Source organism: Myxococcus sp. MISCRS1 (genome assembly GCF_026626605.1).
Classification (GTDB): domain Bacteria; phylum Myxococcota; class Myxococcia; order Myxococcales; family Myxococcaceae; genus Myxococcus; species Myxococcus fulvus.
In genome coordinates, this window is the sequence record NZ_JAPNKB010000001.1 from 10273264 (window position 1) to 10292076 (window position 18813).

Annotated in this window: 7 protein-coding genes, 1 tRNA gene and 1 pseudogene; 3 read left to right on the forward strand and 6 right to left on the reverse strand. The window is 67.5% G+C overall.

Annotation, left to right across the window (positions count from 1 at the left end; genetic code table 11):
* Positions 1–29: 29 nt before the first annotated feature.
* From pheT to OWM54_RS41040, 3 genes and pseudogenes are all read left to right on the forward strand, one after another.
* On the forward strand, positions 30–2444 hold the full coding sequence (pheT, locus tag OWM54_RS41030) for a phenylalanine--tRNA ligase subunit beta (RefSeq protein WP_267700844.1): 2415 nt from the start codon (positions 30–32) through the stop codon (positions 2442–2444).
* Positions 2445–2543: 99 nt separating this feature from the next.
* A pseudogene (locus OWM54_RS41035) lies at positions 2544–2822 on the forward strand (integration host factor subunit alpha); the annotation flags it as partial.
* A 207-nt stretch (positions 2823–3029) separates the two neighbouring features.
* A tRNA-Pro gene (locus OWM54_RS41040) sits at positions 3030–3106 on the forward strand.
* 92 nt (positions 3107–3198) lie between these two features.
* Here the strand turns inward: OWM54_RS41040 and OWM54_RS43320 are convergent.
* The 6 genes from OWM54_RS43320 to OWM54_RS41070 form a co-directional block, all read right to left on the reverse strand.
* Positions 3199–4410: a 5-methylcytosine restriction system specificity protein McrC gene (locus OWM54_RS43320; RefSeq protein WP_324289194.1), complete on the reverse strand. Its 1212-nt coding sequence runs from the start codon at positions 4408–4410 to the stop codon at positions 3199–3201.
* A gap of 188 nt (positions 4411–4598) precedes the next feature.
* Positions 4599–6074, reverse strand: a complete 1476-nt coding sequence (locus OWM54_RS41050) for an McrB family protein (protein ID WP_267700846.1) — start codon at positions 6072–6074, stop codon at positions 4599–4601.
* A gap of 76 nt (positions 6075–6150) precedes the next feature.
* On the reverse strand, positions 6151–7545 hold the full coding sequence (locus OWM54_RS41055) for an MFS transporter (protein ID WP_267700847.1): 1395 nt from the start codon (positions 7543–7545) through the stop codon (positions 6151–6153).
* Positions 7546–7564: 19 nt separating this feature from the next.
* Complete coding sequence (locus tag OWM54_RS41060; RefSeq protein WP_267700848.1) at positions 7565–9313, reverse strand: hypothetical protein; 1749 nt, start codon at positions 9311–9313, stop codon at positions 7565–7567.
* A gap of 12 nt (positions 9314–9325) precedes the next feature.
* On the reverse strand, positions 9326–16357 hold the full coding sequence (locus OWM54_RS41065) for an amino acid adenylation domain-containing protein (RefSeq protein ID WP_267700849.1): 7032 nt from the start codon (positions 16355–16357) through the stop codon (positions 9326–9328).
* Positions 16354–18786: a penicillin acylase family protein gene (locus tag OWM54_RS41070; protein ID WP_267700850.1), complete on the reverse strand. Its 2433-nt coding sequence runs from the start codon at positions 18784–18786 to the stop codon at positions 16354–16356. The genes OWM54_RS41065 and OWM54_RS41070 overlap by 4 nt, the downstream gene beginning before the upstream one ends.
* Positions 18787–18813 lie beyond the last annotated feature (27 nt).

Here is an 18813-nt window from a genome sequence, read left to right on the forward strand (position 1 = left end):
TCGTCCCGAGAGAGCAAGAGGGTGGACCTGTGAAGATTTCGGTGAAGTGGCTCGGCGATTACGTGGCGCTGCCGCCGTCGGTGGACGAGCTGGCGCGCAAGTTGACCGCGGCGGGCCTGGAGATTGAGGGCCAGGAGAGTCCGGCCGAGGGCCTGCGCGGCGTGGTGGTGGCGCAGATCAAGGAGTCGGTGCAGCACCCCAACGCGGACAAGCTCTCCGTCACGAAGATCGACGCGGGCGGGGACGCGCTCATCCAGGTGGTGTGCGGCGCGAAGAACTACAAGGTCGGCGACAAGGTGCCGCTGGCCACCGTGGGGACGAAGCTGCCCAACGGGATGGAGATCAAGCAGGCGGCGCTGCGCGGTGTGGACAGCTCCGGCATGCTCTGCTCCTCGAAGGAGCTGGGGCTGAGCGAGGAGTCGAGCGGGCTGCTCATCCTCTCGCCGGACCTGAAGCCGGGCACGCCCATCGCGCAGGCGCTGGGGTTGGATGACGTGGTGCTGGAGGTGAACGTCACGCCGAACCGGCCGGACGCGCTGAGCCACCTGGGCGTGGCGCGCGAGGTGGGCGTGGTGACGGGAGCGGCGTTGAAGCTGCCCCAGCCGAAGCCGGTGGAGTCGGGCTCGCCCGCGTCCGAGAAGGTGAAGGTCCGGGTGGAGAGCCCGGAGCGCTGCCCGCGGTATGCGGCCCGGGTGGTGGAGAACGTCACCATCAAGCCGTCGCCGCAGTGGATGCAGGAGCGACTGAAGGCCTGTGGCGTGCGGGCCATCAACAACGTGGTGGACGTCACCAACTACGTGAACCTGGAGTACGGCCAGCCGCTGCACGCGTTCGACCTGGACAAGCTGTCGGGGCAGGAGCTCGTCGTCCGCACCGCGGCGAAGGGCGAGAAGCTGACCACGCTGGACGGCAAGGCGCGCACGCTGGACGTGGATGACCTGGTCATCTGCGACAAGGAGCGGCCGCAGGCGCTCGCGGGTGTCATGGGCGGTGGGGACAGCGAGGTCACCGAGAAGACGACGCGGCTGGTGCTGGAGTCGGCGAACTTCGCGGGCGCCGGGGTGCGCCGGACGGCGAAGCGGTACGCGCTGCACACGGAGGCGTCGCACCGGTTCGAGCGGGGTGCGGACCTGGATGCGGTGGTGCCGGCGATTGATCGCGCCGCGCAGCTCATCGCCGAGCTGTCGGGCGGCACGGTGGCGCCGGGTCGGGTGGAGGTGTACCCGGCCGAGAAGCCGCGGCGGCAGGTGACGCTGCGCTTCGCGCGGGTGGAGAAGGTGCTGGGCGTGGCGGTGCCGGAGGTCGAGGTGCGTCGCATCCTGGCGGCGCTCGGGTTCGAGCAGGTGTCCGAGGGCGCGGGGCAGGCGACGTACGAGGTGCCTCGGGCGCGCGTGGACGTGGAGCGTGAGGAGGACCTGCTGGAGGAGGTCGCCCGCGTGTTCGGCTACGACAACATCCCGGCGAAGCTGCCGCGCGGGCTGGCGTCGCTGGCGCCGGAGCCGGCGAACTCGGAGGCCGAGCGGCGGCTGCGTCACGCGCTGGCGGGGGCGGGGCTGGACGAGGTGGTGAACTACTCGTTCGTGGCGCCCAAGAGCCTGGAGGTGCTGGGCCTGAAGGAGCAGCCGGTGGCGCTGCTCAACCCGCTGAGCGTCGAGCAGTCGGTGATGCGGACGAGCCTGCTGCCGGGGCTCCTGGAGAACCTGTCGCGCAGCGTGAGGCACCAGGTGGAGTCGGTGTCGCTGTACGAGACGGGCCGGGCGTACTTCCGGGATGCGCAGGGCGGGCAGGGGACGCGGCCGGCGGCGCGCGAGGTGAACCGGGTGGCGGGCCTGGTGTGGGGCCTGCGGGGTGGGGAGCGGAGCTGGACGCAGAAGGACGCGCGGGCGGACTTCTACGACGCGAAGGGGGCGGTGGAGGCGCTGCTGGCGGCGCTGCGGGTGGAGGGAGTCACCTGGTCGCTGGGCGGGCCGTCGGCGTACCACCCGCGAGCCAGCGCGGAGGTGAAGCTGGCGGACGGCACGGTGCTGGGCCACGTTGGGGAGCTGCACCCGAAGGTGGTCAAGGCGCTGGGGCTGCCCGAGGGCGTGTTCGTGTTCGAACTGGACACGGAGCCTTTGTACGCGGCGTCCCGGCTGGTGCCCGAGTACCGGGCGCTGCCGAAGTTCCCGGCGGTGCTGCGCGATTTGGCGGTGTTGGTGCCGGTGGAGCTGGAGACGGGGGCGGTGCGGAAGGTGATTCTGGAGGTGGGCGGGGCGCTGGTGGAGGACGCGTTGGTGTTCGACGTGTACACGGGCAAGCAGATTCCCGAGGGGAAGAAGAACCTGGCGTTCGCGCTGCGGTACCGGGCTTCGGACCGGACGTTGACGGACGTGGAGGTCAACGAGGCGCACAAGCGGATCGTCTCGGAGGTGGACCAGCGGCTGGGTGCCTCGTTGCGTGCCTGAATTCCTGAATGAAGTCAGAGGGTTGACTTGGCTTCGGGAAGGCTGCAACAGTGGCCGGGCGTTCACCGCGCTGAGGGTGAGGGCATCCCGAGGATTCGCATGACGAAGGCGGACATCATCGAGGGCGTCTACGAGAAGGTCGGCTTCTCGAAGAAGGAGTCGGCCGAGATCGTGGAGCTCGTGTTCGACACGCTCAAGGAGACGCTGGAGCGTGGGGACAAGATCAAGATCTCCGGGTTCGGCAACTTCCAGGTGCGCCAGAAGAAGGCGCGCGTGGGCCGCAACCCGCAGACGGGCAAGGAGATCGAGATCTCGGCGCGTCGGGTGCTGACCTTCCGGCCGAGCCAGGTGTTGAAGAGCGCGCTGAACGGCGAGGCCCCGCCGGAGGATCATGCGGAGATCGACGCGCGGGAGGAGGCGGCGGCGGACGCGGCGGAGGCCCGTGGCGAGGACTTCGACGAGGAGGGAATGGAGGACTCGGAAGGGTAGGTTTTTCCACGGCGCCCTGCTGCTCTTGCTTGACCTGGGCGTTGTGTAGGGGCATAAGGGCGCACCGTTTCACGACGGCGGCCGCAAAGAAGTTCTCGGGGCGTAGCGCAGCCTGGTAGCGCACTTGCTTGGGGTGCAAGTGGTCGCAGGTTCAAATCCTGTCGCCCCGACCAATAGAAGGCCCTGGAGTCCTTGGCGAAAGCTGGGGGCTCCAGGGCCTTCGACTTTTGGGATGGGTTCGCTCCGCGTGAGGCTGGCAGGATGCTCAGGAGGTGAGCGCGGTCCTCCACGCGGAGAGCGTCTTCTCCCGATGAGCCGGGCTCCTGAATCCGAAGGGGATGCCGGCGAGAATGAGTCGGACGCGCCTCTTGCCTGAGGCCATCGTGGCGACGGCAAAGAGGGGATGCTCCTCGCTCGTGCTGAAGTCCGGATAGGCCAACACCGTGTCCACATGGTCTACGGCCGCGAGGTTGGCGTAGGCGAGCGCCTGGTGTAGGTCCGCGCGGTGAGCGTTCCTCACGTCCTCGGTCAGTCTTCGCCAGCCCTGTTGGGCCAACAGCGACAGGTGCGCTTTGTACTTGGCGTCCACCCAGACGACGCGGTCCGCGCCCCGGAGCGCTACGTCGGGGATAAGGGCGCCCATGGATTGGAGGCCGCCTGCCCAGTTGAGCCGATACTTCACCCCGCCGTGCGGCGTAGGCTGCAGGCCAAGTCGGGTCGCGAGGTCGGCGGTGAAGGTCGCAACCCACGCTTCCCAGACCTCATCGATGGCCAGGTTCCAGGACAGCCCATCGAGTGAGCCTGTTCCTCCAAGGCCTCGTTTATCCGCAACCCAGCCCATGGCTTGGAGCGCCTCCGCAACGAACGTCGACTCCGACGCACGGTGGTGAGATCGGGGGCGTTGTTGCGGACCTGGCCCGAGTTGAAGGGCCAGACTTCGTGTTCGCTCAAGCAGCGTCCGGCCGACTGGAGTCTCCGCAACGCGACCTAGCTCTTCGGTGAGGCGGGACACCGTCCAGCGCAGCTCGCCCAGAAGCTGTGGATCAAAAACAGGCTCAGGGAAGGCGCAGGGGAAGCGCTCCCATCGGCCCACAGGGACGTTCCGCGTCGCCCACGTGCGCCAGTCAATACGGCCTCGTGGGCTGGGACGCTCTTCCTCCACTTCCGCGAACCCACGACGTTGGTGTCGCCAAAGGGCTTCCAGGCGACGCAGCACCGGCGCCGCCAAGAGCCACGGAGGTACTTGCCGCGCGGACCCCGGCACCAGCAGCGAATCACCGAGTGTGGGCTCGACCGAGAATCCGATGCGTTCAAAGACGGAGCCCAGAGAGGTCCAACGGAAGCGCGGCTCGACCAACAGCCCCGCGACGACCTTTCGCGTGGATGGAGAAAGCAGCGGTACCGCGCCGATGCGCCCTCCTGGATGGAGGACCAGATGGACGCCTCGCTGCGCTCGTACCTCCGTACGAATGTCCATCCGCTCCAGGAGAGGACGGTTGGCTGCAAGGAACGGCTCAACCCACCGGTCTCCGGACTGGCCCACTTTCTCGGCGGGCAGCAACACGGGCTTCCCGTGGTCTTCAGCAAGAATGAGGGGCCGTGCGGGAGGGAGCGCGGGGCGAAGTTTCTCTGCGCGGGCGCGCGCTGGTGCCGTCTTGCCACGTGTCACGTGGCGCGCTCCTCCAGGAGTCGCGAGGTGATGCGATCTGCGAGGCCTGCGATGGGCTCACTGGCGCTTCCGGCGATTCGTTCGGAGAGGTACTCGCGAAGGAGCGGAACAAGCTCAAGTTCGAGGCGGCGTGCTACACGCTTTTCCCGGGCCTTGGTGTCTTGGTCTCGCCTCGGGTCGAGGAAGTAGGAGTGACCCGGCGTGAGCTTCAGGGTCTCCTCGTCGGCAAACTCGGTGAAGGTATGGAGGACGTCGTCGAAGCATGCCTTCGCTAGAGGCACGCCCTCATCGTCCACAGGGCGGCGATCCGGCCACATCTCCAAGAAGGCAAATCGGCGACGGACCGCCAAGTCCATTCGAGCAATGGTCCGGTCGGCGGTGTTCCGCGTTGCAAGAATATGGAGCCCCCGAGAGAGGGAGACCTTTCGCTCGCTCCATCCATCCGGAAGGTGGGGCAGTTCAATTTCGCGCTGCTCGCCGGGCTCGAGGAGGACGATGGCCTCGCCAAGCACTCGAGAGAGGTCCGCGCGGTTGACCTCGTCAATCAGGAGGACGTGTTCTCCCTTCACCGCGGCGGCATTGGCTCGCAAGAAGTCACCCATCCGGACCTCAAATGCGAGCCCTCCCGCAGCAGGCTTCGGGTACAGCCCCACGACGAAGTCCTCATAGGTACGGGCCGGATGGAACTGAATGGGCGTGACCTGACCCATCTGGCGCGCCACTTCATAGGCCAGTCGTGTCTTCCCGGTTCCCGGTGGGCCTTCGAGGATGACGAAGCGTCGCTCCTGAAGGAGTTCCAGGACCTGTGCCAAGTTCACCTGCGGGAAGATGGCCCCCAAGATGTCTGAGTGGCGCGTCTCCCAGCGGTCCTTTGTCGCGCCAGTCAGTGGGGTGTCATGCTCGGAAAAGAAGAGGTCCAAAAGGTCCTCAACGACCGCTCCATCATGGGTTGAGCGAATCGGAACGGCGGCATAGATGACGCTGCCGTAGGACTTGCTGACAGCCTCGAGTTGCTCGGGCCACTGTTCGACGATGGTCTCTGGCACTCGTGACGACGTATCGAGCAGGTCAGGCTTCACCCACAGCTTGCCCTTGTGGAGTCGAGCCAATGCGCGAAGGCGGCGGGCGTGTCCAGGGCGTCCAAGGATGTGTGCATCCGCACCGAAGCCGTCCGTTCCAATCACGAGGACGGCGATGCTCCCTTCTTTTCCCGGCATCCAGACGAAGGACGTCCCTTGGTACGGACCCGAGGTGGGGTTCTCCGCAGTGATGAATCCGGCGTACGCGGCGGAATCGTCCTTTTTCTGGAGATTCACCCGCACCTGGTAGCGCGACTTGTGATGGTCGGCCTTGTGATAGCGCTCCTCGTAGACATTCCAAAGGAGCTGACGCACGGGTTCGGCGTCTCCCATCTGCCCCCACCCCCGGCCTTCGATCATCCCTGACAGCAGCGCATCAAAGGCTTTACCCATGGCTCTCCCTTGAGGAGAGAGGCTCGAGCAGGAGGAGGACGACGTCAAGGCTCCAGGATGAGCACCCGCCCGGCCTTCACCGTATCTGCCTTGCGTCGGGGAGTTCCTCTTCCAGTCGGCGGATGCGTGGGTGGAGGAGCGCCAGGAGCGTGGCCACCAGGACGAGCGCACCCGCGATGACGAGCAGCGCCGCGCTCCCTCTCCCGGTACCCACTCCAATCCAGGTGCCGAGGCTCGTGCTCCATCCTCCCCCTGGCGCCATGCGTGGCTCGAAGACGCGGTCGACCAGCGGCCCTGCCACCGCGTAGGCCAGAGGCGTCGGGCTGGTGGCGAGCAGGAGCCGGATGGCGAAGACGCGTCCCTGCACAGCGGGCTCGACCTTGGCCTGCCAGAGCGCCTGGCTCGAGGCGTTCGCCACCGCCGCCCAGAACATGAACGAGAAGGCGGCGAGCTGAATGAAGACGAGCGACGGCCGCGCTCCAGCGAATACGAGGCTCACACCGAGCATCGCTCCGGAACCCAGCACCACATACATCCGGCCTCTTCGCGGGCCGCCCCAGACGCTCATCAAGAGGCTTCCGCCCAGCATTCCAGACCCGGCGATGGTCAGCGTGATTCCCAGGGCCGCGGGCGAGGCCAGACTCAACACGATGGGCTGTGCCAACACCTCCGTGAAGGCGGCGCACAGGTTGATGAGCGCGAAGTACACCAACATTCCCATCAACCCTGGGCGCGCGGCGACGTAGTGCCAGCCCTCAAAAGCATCTCGCCAGAGTGAGCCTCGCGCGGTGGAGGTGCTTGGCATGCGACCCAGCGGAGGAATCCTCGCGCTCAGCAGCGTGACCAGCGCGACGAGGAAGGTCGCGAAGTCCACCAGCATCACGCCCTGGATGCCCACTGCTACGAGCAACAACCCCGCCACGGGGGGCGCCGCGAGCCTCCCTAGGGACTGGGACAGCTGCACCATGCCACTGGCTCGACCCAACTGCTCCCTTGGCACCAACTGCGTCGTGGCCGCCGTATACGCGGGCACCTGGAAGGTGCTGGCGATGGCTCCCACCATCACGGAGACGTGGATGTGCCAGACCTCCAGCCTGCCCGCGAACATCAGCAGCGCGAGACTCGCCGTGGCTGCCGCCGCCAGCGTGTCGCTCAGGATCATCACCCGACGACGGTCCATCCGGTCCGCCAGCACTCCCGCCAACGGCGAGAGCACGAGCGAGGGCAGCGCCGTGTAGAGCGAGATCAACGCGAACTGCGTCACCGACCCCGTGCGCTGGTAGACCCAGACCCCCAACGCGAACGCCGTCAGCCTGGAGCCCAGGATCGAGACGAGCTGACCTGCCCAGATGCGCAGGAAGACGGCGAAGGCCGGGGCAGGGGACTCCTTGGGCTGGACTACGAAGCCTCCTGCCACTGGCGTTCCCGTGGCCAGGGCAGGTCCATCCGGTTGTTCCTGTCGAGAAGCCATCGGACCGGGCCCCCCGAACTCACGGTTGCTGCTCGCTCAGCTTCCGACACAGGTCCGCGACGATCCGGAGTGAATCGCGTTGCGTCTGCCCCAGGCTCTGCGCGTCGGTGAACTGTCCGCACACGTTCGGGCCCATGGCGTACATGGCCGTCCGGTTCGACCCACTGGACTCCAACTCGTACGTGCCTCGTGGGATGACCTCTCCGGTCTTCGGGTTCACGTAGATGCCTCCGGTGACGAGGTAGGCCTGTTCCCCTCGGGTGATGACGGACCTCTTCTTGTCCGAGGGCACCGAAAGCCCCTCCGTCGAACGGAAGGCGCGGAGGCCGGGTTGGATGAGCCCAGTGCCCAGCATGAACTGAATCAGCGGCGACGGATGCGCCTCGATGCTCGAGTACTGGCCCGTGGCGTCGACCACGTCGGTGAACCGCCGTGTGTGCGAGCGCCCCAGCGCATCTCCGTACGTGACGCTCACTCGCCAGACCGGGTCTGTCACAGGATGGAGCTCATAACCCCGTCCCAGCGCGATGACCTCCAGATGACCCGAGCGCATCATGGCTTCAATCTGGAGCGCGTTCCCCAGCGTCATGGGCAACATCGTGTTGAAGAACGTCGTCCGGAGCTCACGCTCGAAGTACAGGTGGTCCTCCGCGGAGAACCACGGGGAGTTCTCACTCCACAACTGGATGGCCGCGTCGATGCACATCTGCCACTCCACCACTCGCATGTGCTCGTAGCCACCGTACGGCTTCCCCGTGGTGAGCACGGCGGCGATGTCCTGACGCAGCGTCTCCGCCTTGTCCGCGCGCGCGAGGCGCCGCTGCCATGCTCGGATGCGACGACGCACGGGCGCTCCACGTCGACGGCCGCGCTGACGCCCAGCTGCCTTCGCCAGTTCGTCGCCCAGCATCTCCAGGGTGGTGTCGATGGAGAGGAGCCTGCCGCTCCCGCTCGTCTGGAAGGTCTCCTGCAACCGCTCCGTCGTGAACCAGCGTGGTTGATAGGGCGAGGATGCCTCACGCCCCCAGACCTTCGGCAGTTGACCCGTTCGCGAGCCCAGGGTGACCTTGAAGCCTTCGTGCGCCTCATAGTGCAGACGACCCTCGGCATCCGGTACGAACCGTCCTGTCTTGACCGCGAGCGACAGCGCCGCGTCGATTCCGTTCAGATACGAGCCGAGGATCAGGACGTGCTTGGGGCGGTTCTCGTCTCCCTCCAGCACCGCGTCCTGGAGCGCCTTGGCCGGCCACGGTGAACCGTGGACTCCAGGCCGACCATCCAGCAGGGACTCCGGCAGGGCCCGGCTCCTCCAGGCCCGCTGTCCATAGCCCGTCGCGAGGATCACGTAGTCGGCGGTGACCGACGGCGCGGACGCGAGGCCTATCTCAAAGTGCTCTGCTTGCTGTTCGAGCGTCAGGGCCTCCTGGCCCGTGATCAACTCGACCGAGAGTCCCAGCTCTCGAAGGAGACCCAGCGTGCGCTGGAACTGCACCTGTTGCCGCTCGCCGAAGCTCCACCGGCTCATCTTCGCCGGCAGGCTCGCGAGATGCTCCTCCAGTGCGTTGCGTCGGCTCCACGCGAGGCCTGTCCCGACCTCCGTCTGTGCCTCGATGATGGTGAGACGGCAGCCTTGCAGCGCACGTTCTCCTCGCGCGAGCCGCTCCGTCAACGCGAAGAGGAACCACCGCGCGGACTGTCCACCTCCCACGATGGCGATGTGGGGCGTCCGCTTCGTGGCGTCTCCGGGACTGATGCGATGGACGTTCATGTGCTTCCCCGTTCAGCCATTCATCGAGCGCAGCGCGGGCTGCTCCAGGAGAGAGGTGAGGAGGCGTGCGAGTGCCTCGACATGGGGCGGACGCAACAGTGAGTAGTGATCGCCCGGAAGCTCGATGCACTCCGTGGACTGGGTCGCCAGTGCCGCCCAACCTCGAGCGGGTTGGGGCGTTTCTTCAGCTTCGGTGGTGTCCGTGCCGAGCACGACCGTGAGCGCCCCCGGCCACGGTCGCAGCGCATGCTGATGCAGCGCTTTCGCATTCGCCGTGAAGACCCTCATCAAGGGACGAAGCTGTGTCTCGGAACTCTCAACAGGAGCACCCGTCGTTCGCGCCAGGTCCGTGGTGAACGCGGCCCACGGAGCGTCGCCTTCAATCGGCGCTCCTCGCGCATAGGTCGTGGGGCTGGGCTCGATGAGCACGAGCACCTCGACCGTTTCCCCCTGTTGCTTCAGCTGCTGAGCCATCTCGTACGCGATGACGGCCCCGAGTGACCAGCCACCCAGGCGATAGGGGCCGCGTGGCTGCACGGCGCGGACATGTTGGACGTAGAGCGCCGCCATCTCAGGGAGGGACTCAAGTGGCGGCAGGCGGCCGTCGAGCCCTTGCGCCTGGAGTCCGTAGAACGGCTGTTGCGAACCCAGGTGTCGAGCCAGCTCCGCGTAGCAGAGGACATTGCCGCCGACGGGATGCACGCAGAAGAAGGGTGGTCGGTTTCCGCGGGGCTGGATGGGGACGAGGGGCGACCAGGGGGCCTCATCGCCTCGGAGCTTCGTGGCGAGTCGCTCGACCGTGGAGGCCTGAAACAGCGCGGAGAGGGGGATTGTCCTCCCCGTACGTTGCTGGAGTTGGGTCATCAGTCGCACGGCCAGGAGCGAGTGTCCGCCGAGCCCGAAGAAGTCGCCGTGAAGCCCGACAGGCCGCACATCGAGCAGCTCTTCGAAGAGGTCCGCCAGCACTTGCTCGAGCGCATCCCGAGGTGCGACGTACTCACGATGGTGCAGATGCGAGGCGTCCGGAACGGGCAGGGCCTTCTTGTCCACCTTGCCGTTCGCCGTGAGCGGGAGCTCCTCCATCGGAATGAAGGCCGCCGGCACCATGTACTCGGGCAGGTGCTTCCCGAGGAACGCACGGAACGAATCCACCTCCAGCTCCTGCCCGGGCGCGAGCACGAGATACGCCACCAGCCGCCTGGCTCCGTGCGAATCCTCACGTGCGAGCACCACGGCGGCGCGCACGGCGGCGTGTTGGAGCAGCGTCGACTCGATCTCCCCCAGCTCGACTCGGAAACCACGCACCTTCACCTGCGTGTCGATGCGTCCGATGAAGTCCAAGTCGCCGGTCGGTAGATAGCGGACCAGGTCTCCGGTCCGATACATGCGCGCTCCCGGCACTGGATTGAACGGGTCCGGCAGGAAGCGCTCCGCGGTCAGCTCGGGGCGTCCCAGATAGCCTCTGGCCACTCCGACGCCTCCGAGGAACAGCTCCCCCGTCACACCTACCGGCACCGGCTGCAACGCCGCATCGAGCACGTACGTGCGGACATTCGCGAGCGGGCGGCCGATGGGCGGTGTTCCCTCGTTCGTCTCGCACTCGGCGAAGGTCGCCAGCACCGTGGCCTCGGTGGGACCGTAGGAGTTGAGGAACCGCCGACCGGGCGCCCAACGCGCGACGAGCTCTGGCCCGCAGGCCTCGCCCCCAGAGATGACTGTCCGCAGTGCTGGAAGTCCCTCGGAGGGCGTGAGTGCCAGCGTGGCGGGCGTGACGCTGAGGGTCGTGATGGCCGCGTCCCGTAGGAGTTGGTGCAAGGCCAGCCCCGGCATCGCCTTCTCCACTGGCGCGAGCCACAGCGTGGCTCCCGCGCACAGCGTGGTGAGGATCTCCTCGACAGACAGGTCGAAGCCCAGGTTGGCGAGCTGGAGCAGCCGGCCGCCCGGCCCGAGTCCGAAGACCTCCGCCTCCTGCACCACCAGATTGCACACACTCTGGTGTTCGACGAGCGTCCCCTTGGGCCGTCCCGTGGAGCCCGAGGTGTAGATGACGTACGCCAACGCGCGGCTCGGGAACGCGAGTCCGAGGTCTCCTCCCTGTTCTCTCGAACGCGTCTCCTCCACGAACACCACGTGCCCAAAGGCCCCCGGGACTCGTTCACGCAAGGCCTTCTGCGTGAGCAGCACACTCGCTCCACTGTCCTGCACCATGAAGGCAAGGCGCTCACGAGGCAGCGTCGGATCGAGCGGCAGCCAGGCGCCCCCTGACTTCAGGATGCCCAGCAGACCCACGACCAGGTCCGGGGAACGCTCGACACACAGGCCCACCAGCACCTCAGGCCCCACTCCGAGCCCACGCAGGTGTCGTGCGAGCCGATTGGCGCGCTCGTTCAGCTCCCGATAGGTCAGCCTCTCGTCCTCGAAGCCCACCGCGAGGGCCTCGGGGGCTTGGCGGACGCGGGCTTCGAACAGATGGTGGATGCATGCATCCGACGGGTACTCGGCCCGCGTGTCGTTCCACTCGATGAGCAGCTGTTGCTGTTCCCGCGCGGTCAACAGAGGCAAGGCGCGCAGGGCCGTCTCGGGATGAGCGACCGCTCCCTCCAGCAGGACGCGAAGGTGCTCCGCCATGCGCGCCACGGTGGCCGGGTCGAACAGGTCGACGCTGTATTCCAACTCTCCCTCGAAGCCCGTTGGGGTCTCGATGAAGCTCAGGGTGAGGTCGAACTTCGCCGTATCGAGTGCGGTGGGAATGGGCTCGAACGTGAGGCCCGGCAGCCGCAGGGGCTCCAGGGGCGCGTTCTGGAGCGCGAAGAACGCCTGGAACAACGGACTGCGGCTGAGGTCGCGGGCGGGCTGGAGCACCTCCACCAGCTTCTCGAAGGGGACCTCCTGATGCTGGAAGGCCGCGAGGGTGGAAGTCCGTACCTCGGACAACAACTCCCGGAACGACGCGTGTCCCCTCAGATGGGTGCGCAACACCAACGTGTTGACGAAGAAGCCGATCAACCCCTCGGTCTCCGCGCGCGTACGCCCCGCGATGGGCGAGCCGACGGAGATGTCCTCCTGGCCGGAGTACCGAGCGAGCAGGACCTGGAATGCGGCCAGCAACGTCATGAAGGGCGTGGTCCCCTCGCGCTGCGCGAGGGCGAGGACGGCATCGGAGATCTCGCGGGACAGGTGAACCGGGACGACCGCACCGCGTGCCGAGAGGACCGCGGGTCGAGCCCTATCGGTAGGAAGCTCGAGGACCGCGGCTTCCTCGAGGTATTGCTTCCACCACGCGAGCTGGCCCTCCAGCACCTCGCCTTGCAACCAGTCCCGCTGCCACAGCGTGAAGTCCGCGTACTGCACGGGCAGCGGTGGCATCGTGACCCCGTGGCCCGACGCGAAGCCCTCGTACGGGGCTCCCAGCTCCCGTACCAACACCCCCATGGACCAGCCGTCCGAGACGATGTGATGCATCGTCAGCAGCAGCACGTGTTCCTGTTCGCCCAATAGGAGCAGGGTGGTCCGCAACAACGGGCCCTTGGTGAGGTCGAACGGACGAAGGGCTTCCTCGCGCGCGAGTCGGGTCGCCTCGGCCTCCCGCGTGGGCAGGGCGCGCAGGTCGACGATGCTCAAGGGGAGGGCGACCTGGGACTCGATGCGCTGGAGGGGCTGGCCCTGTTCCGACGGGAAGGTGGTTCGCAGGGACTCGTGCCGGACCACGAGCGCCTCGAAGGTGCGCCGGAGGGCTTCCACATCCAGCGGGCCTCTCAGCCTCACCGCGGCGGGGATGTTGTACGTGGCGCTCCCGGGTTCCAACTGGTCGATGAACCACAGGCGCTGCTGTGCGAACGAGAGGGGCACGGGCCCTGTTCGCGGCCGAGGCACGAGCAGCGGTGCTTCGACACGGGGTGCGGCCTCCAGACGCTGGGCGAACGACGCCAGGGTCGGTGCCTCGAAGAGGGCCCGTAGTGGCAGCTCCACCCCGAGCCGCGCGCGGATGCGCGAGATGAGCTGCGTCGCCAACAGGGAGTGCCCACCGAGTGCGAAGAAGTCATCCAGCACACCGACACGCGGGACGCGGAGGATCTCGGCCCAGAGGTCGGCCAGGCGCTCCTCCGTGGGATTCCGTGGGGCGACATACTCCGTGCTTGGAAGCAGTCCCTCCGGCGCCGGGAGCGCCTTGCGGTCCACCTTGCCATTGGCCGTGAGAGGGAAGGACTCCAGCGTGATGAGGGCCGAGGGCACCATGTACTCGGGCAGGTGCTCTCGCAGCGCCTCGCGCGTGGGCGGTGTCCCGCCTGGATTCACGGTGACGTAGGCCACCAGTCGCTTGTCTCCGGGGCCGTGTTCGTGGACCAGGACCAGCGCATCACGGACGCTCGGGTGACGGCGCAGGACGGATTCGATTTCGCCGGGCTCGATGCGGAAGCCGCGCAGCTTCACCTGGAAGTCGATGCGGCCCAGGAACTCGAGCGTCCCATCCTCGCGCCAGCGGACCCTGTCGCCCGTGCGATACACGCGACCAGGACCCCAACGGTTCTCCACGAACCTCGTCGCTGTCAGCTCGGGTTGATTCCAGTAGCCGCGTCCCACTCCCTCTCCACCGATCCACAGCTCACCCGCGACGCCCACCGGGACGAGCTCGCCCCGTGTGTCCACGACATAGGCCGTCGTGTTGGAGATGGGACGGCCAATGGGCACGGACTTGCCGACCTGCTCGGGGCGCACCACCGCGTGACAGCACGCGAACGTGGTCGTCTCTGTCGGCCCGTAGCCGTTGATGAGCCGGCATCCTCCGACCTCCAGGAATCGCCGGACGTGTCCCGGAGAGAGCGCATCTCCTCCCGCGAGGACCTGTCGGACGTGCGCAAGGCTCCGTGCGTCCTCGTCCACGAACTGGTGGAACAGGCCCGCGGTCAGCCACAGCGTCGTCACGCCGCGCTGCTTCACCAGCGTCGCGAGCTGGCTCAGCGTCGGGTCATGCGGCGGATGGACCACGAGCCTGCCGCCGTTCAGCAGGCTGCCCCAGAGCTCGAAGGTCGACGCGTCGAAGGCGAGCGGCGCGAGTTGGAGGAACACCTCCTCCGGACCGAAGTCGGCGTAGCTGGCGCCGCGTACGAGGCGAACCACGTTCCGGTGCTCAATCGCGACGCCCTTGGGCTCGCCCGTCGAACCGGAGGTGTACATCACGTACAGCAGGTTGCTGGCGGTGGCTCCCCTCTGGGGATTCTCGACCTCGCCCGAGGACTCCACCCACGTCCCGAGCTCCAGCACTTCCCCCAGCTTCTCCGCCACGCCACGGTGTGCTCGCGACGCCACCACGAGCCGCAGCCCCACGTCCCGGGCCATGAATGCGAGTCGCTCCAGTGGGTGGCGCGGGTCCAGCGGCACGTAGGCACCGCCCGCCTTCAAGATGCCCAGCACCGCGGCCACCATCCCGGAGGACCGCTCGACGCACAGGCCCACCCGTGTCTCGGGCTTCACTCCGCGCTCGCGCAGGGCGTGGGCCACCCGGTTCGCTCGCGCGTTCAGCTCACGGTAGGTGACGCGCTCCTCCTCGAACTCCACCGCGATGGCGTCGGGACGTCGTGCGGCCTGCTCCTCGAACAGTTCGTGGACACAGCGATCGCGTGGAAGCTCGGTGGTCGTCGCGTTCCACTCCTCCAGGATGCTCCGTCGAGTCTCTTCGTCCAGCAAACCCAACGTCGAACAGCGCGCCTTGGCAGGCGCGGCACACAGGCGCTCCAGGAGCGTCGTGTACTGGTGTCCGATGCGCTCGATGGTCGCCGCATCGAACAGGTCGACGTTGTAGGTGAAGGCCGCTTCGAGGCTCCCGTGCTTCTCTCCCATCTGGAGCGTGAGGTCGAACTTCGACCTGCCGTTGTAGACCTCCATGGGCGTCGCCGTCAGACCCTCGAGCCGCAAGGCGCTCGCCCAGGAGTTCTGGAAGGTGAACAGCACCTGGATGAGGGGAGGGCGTCCCGGCTCTCGCGGCGGCGCGAGCTTCTCCACCAGCATCTCGAAGGGCACGTCCTGGTTCGCGAAGGCCCCGAGCGTCGTCTCCATCACCCGACCGATGAGCTGCTCCACCGTCGGGTCGCCGCTCAGGTCCGCGCGCAGGACCAGCGTGTTGACGAAGAAGCCGAGCAACCCCTCCAGCTCACGGTGCGTCCTGCCCGCGATGAGCGCCCCCACCACGAGGTCGTCCTGCCCCGAAAGCCGGGACATCAACACCTGGAACCCGGCGAGCAGCACCATGAACGGGGTCGCGCCCTCGCGCATCGCGAAGGACTTCACCGCCTCCGTGACCTTCGGAGGCAGCTTGACCACGAGCTCCGCCCCCCGGTCCGTCGCCACCACGGGCCTCGGACGGTCCGTGGGAAGTCTCAGTGAAGAGGGCACGTCGGCGAGCTGTTCGCTCCAGTACGCGAGCTGCCTCTCCAGCGTCCCTCCCGTGAAGCGCTCCCGCTGCCAGGCCGCGTAGTCGCCGTACTGCACCGGCAGCTCGGGAAGTGACGCCGTGCGCCCCTGCCGCAGCGCCTCGTACTGCGCCGCGAACTCCCGCATCATCAGCCCCGTCGACCACCCGTCGCTGATGATGTGGTGCATGTTCACGAGCAACACGTGCTCGGCTGCATCGAGCTTCAGGAGCGTGGTCCGGAACAGCGGCCCTCGCTCCAGGTCGAACGGTCGCCGTGCCTCCTCGTCCGCCAGTCTCCGCGCGTCCGCGGTGCGTGCGTCGGGATCACTCCCGGACAGGTCGACCACCGGCATGGCCCACGCCGAGGGAGGGTGGACGCGGAGGAACGCCTCGCCCTCTCGCTCCTCGAAGGTGGTGCGCAGGATTTCGTGCCGGTGCGTGAGCAGCTCGAACGCCCGACGCAGCGCCTCCACGTCCAACGGGCCCGCGAGGTGCAACGTGAAGGGCATATTGTACGTCGGGCTGTTCGGCGCGAGCCGGTCCAGGAACCACAGGCGCCGCTGGGCATAGGACACCGGCGTCGGTCCATCTCCCTGACGGCGCGGGATGGTCTGGGATCGCGCCTCCGGTTTCATGGCGCCGTCCTCTCGAGCACCAGCTCGGTGGTCACGAGCGCCGGGTCCGCGAGGATGTCCTCCTGCTTGAAGAGGACCGGGCGGAGCTGCTTCCGCGAGAAGAGCCGGGTCTGGTCGGCGAAGAAGGGCGAGGCCGGGTCCGTGGCCCCGGAGTAGGCCAGCACTGCGTTTGCTCGGGGCCCTTCCCGGGTGAACTCCATCACCATCAGGAAGGAGGCGCCGTGATTGACCAGGTAGCCCTCCGACGTGAGGCCCGTGGTCTCCGACAGCACCTGCTTCCGCTCGGTGCGCGGCAACAGCGTCGAGTTCGCCAGCGAGAAGCCCGCGATGTTCGCTGCGCCCTCGATTCCATCCACGCCACCGTGAATCGGAATCACCTGCGACCCCTTCCGGGCGAACTGCACGTCACGCAGTCGGGCATCGAGTGGAAGGCTCGCCTCTCGCAGGACCGAGACAGCCTCGCCCAGCTTCTGGAGGATGGGGTCCGGGCCCGACGCGGGTGCCGGAGTCAGTCCCGCGGGCGTCTGCACCGGCCGGCTCGGGTCGAACGGCTCGGCGAAGAGCGGTCCCCGGTCATTGAGCTCCGCGCGCGTGAACCGCCCCAGGAACTCTCGCCACACCAGCGCGCCCTTGCGGTCGAGCTCCAACCTTCCGTCCCACTCCGCGAGCAGTCGACAGGCCTCGCGGAGGTCGACCTGCGCCTCCTTGACCGACACCGTCGTCGCGCCCTGGCAGCGCTGCGCGACAGGGGCCCTGAGCTGCTCTGCGAGCCAGTTGCGATTGTTCAGGACGGCCTGCTCGAGTTCTTCACGTGTGAAGACTCCATCCGGTCCCGAAGCCGAATCCGGCCCCTTCTCCGACAGGATGGCGAGGTTCGTGCGCGAGCGGTTGGAGAGCCGGCCTCCCGGGCTCGCGTAGTTCTCGTAAGGGAAGGGGACCGAGGCGAGCAGCTCCGCCGGGTTCGTGTACCGCGCCGAATCGTTCGCGTTCATCACGAAGTCCGCTCGCGTGAGGCGAGGCGCCTGGTCGACGGGGAACAGTCCTCGGCCCGGGCCCGACAGGTCGACCCACTCGTCACGCGACGTGCTGCCATCGAGGAGGATGACGCGCAGGCTCGCGAACGCCTTCACGTCCGGAACCGTCTCCCGCGCGGTGCGATACGCGGCGAGGGCCTCGTCGCTCAATCGGGGAACCCGCGAAGCGTCCACGTAGCGGGTGTCTCCCCGAGCGCTCGTCATGATGGTGTTGACCCAGGGGATGCCGCGCACGGTGCGGTCCACCTCGGCGAGGTCGTCGAGGCTCTCCGCCCGGTTCATCCGGAGCCACTGCTCTGCGAACTGGTGGTTGTCCTCGTTCGCGTCTCGCAGCGTGTAGGCCACCGTGTCCGTCCAGGGGACCAGGCCGGGCCGCTCGACCATGGGCCCGTAATGCGAGCGCCAGAACGTGCGCGTCACCTGACTCATCCGCCCGTCCGCCTCGAGCACGTCCACCGTGTGCTCCTCGTGCGTCATCCGACGGACCTGCCCGTCGTACAGATACGCCGTGGGATCTCCAGGGACCAGGCGGAGCCGGTACGCGGTGAAGTGGCTCGACGCCGTCACCGTATGGGTCCACGCCACATTCCGGTTGAAGCCGATGTTGATGACCGGGATGCCCACCAGCGAGGCGCCGTACACATCCAGCCGTCCCGGGATGGTGAGGTGGCTCTCGTAGAAGCGCAGCGCCCCTTCCCACGGGAAGTGGGGATTGGCGACGAGCATCCCTCCGGCACTCCGCGAGCGCTCACGCCCGACCGCCCAGCCATTGCTCCCCAGGCTCGTCTCACGAACCCCCGGAGGCCACCCGAAGGGCAGTGAGGCTTCCTTCGTCGACACGCTCTCCACACCAGGAGGCTGGGCGTTGGCGATATCCCCGAGGAGCGGCTGCAACGTGTCCAACAGCGAGACATCCAGGTGGTACGCGAGCAGGTCCAGGCTGGTGATGGGCTTCACCCAGTTCGCGCCCGTGCACGGCGCGGGCAGTCGCTCCGGCGGGGTCTGCGCCAGGTAGTGGTTGTAGCCCTGTGCGAAGCCCTCCATCAGGTCGCGGACCTCCTGGGACTGACGCCCATACGCGGCCTGGGCCCGGGGCCGCAGCGCGAGGCCCCGATAGACGAGGTCGCTCTCGACGTGGACGTCCTTCTCGCCTCGACCGAAGTACCGCGCCCGCTCACCCCGGACCTTGAGGAACTGGTCCGCGAGCGTGCAGACCAGGTCCTGCGCTTGCGCGTAGCCGTAGCCCGCGCCGAGGCCTCGGTAGTCCGAGGCCGTGATGTGCGGAACCCCATGGGCGGTCCGATGAATCGTGGCCTTCAGCGGCGCGGGCGGCGGCTCCGCCCTCCCGCACTTGGAGAAGGCGGCCATCCCGAGGACGAGCAGGTAGAGGCGCATGGCGGAGTCGGTCGAGTGGGTGGGCGC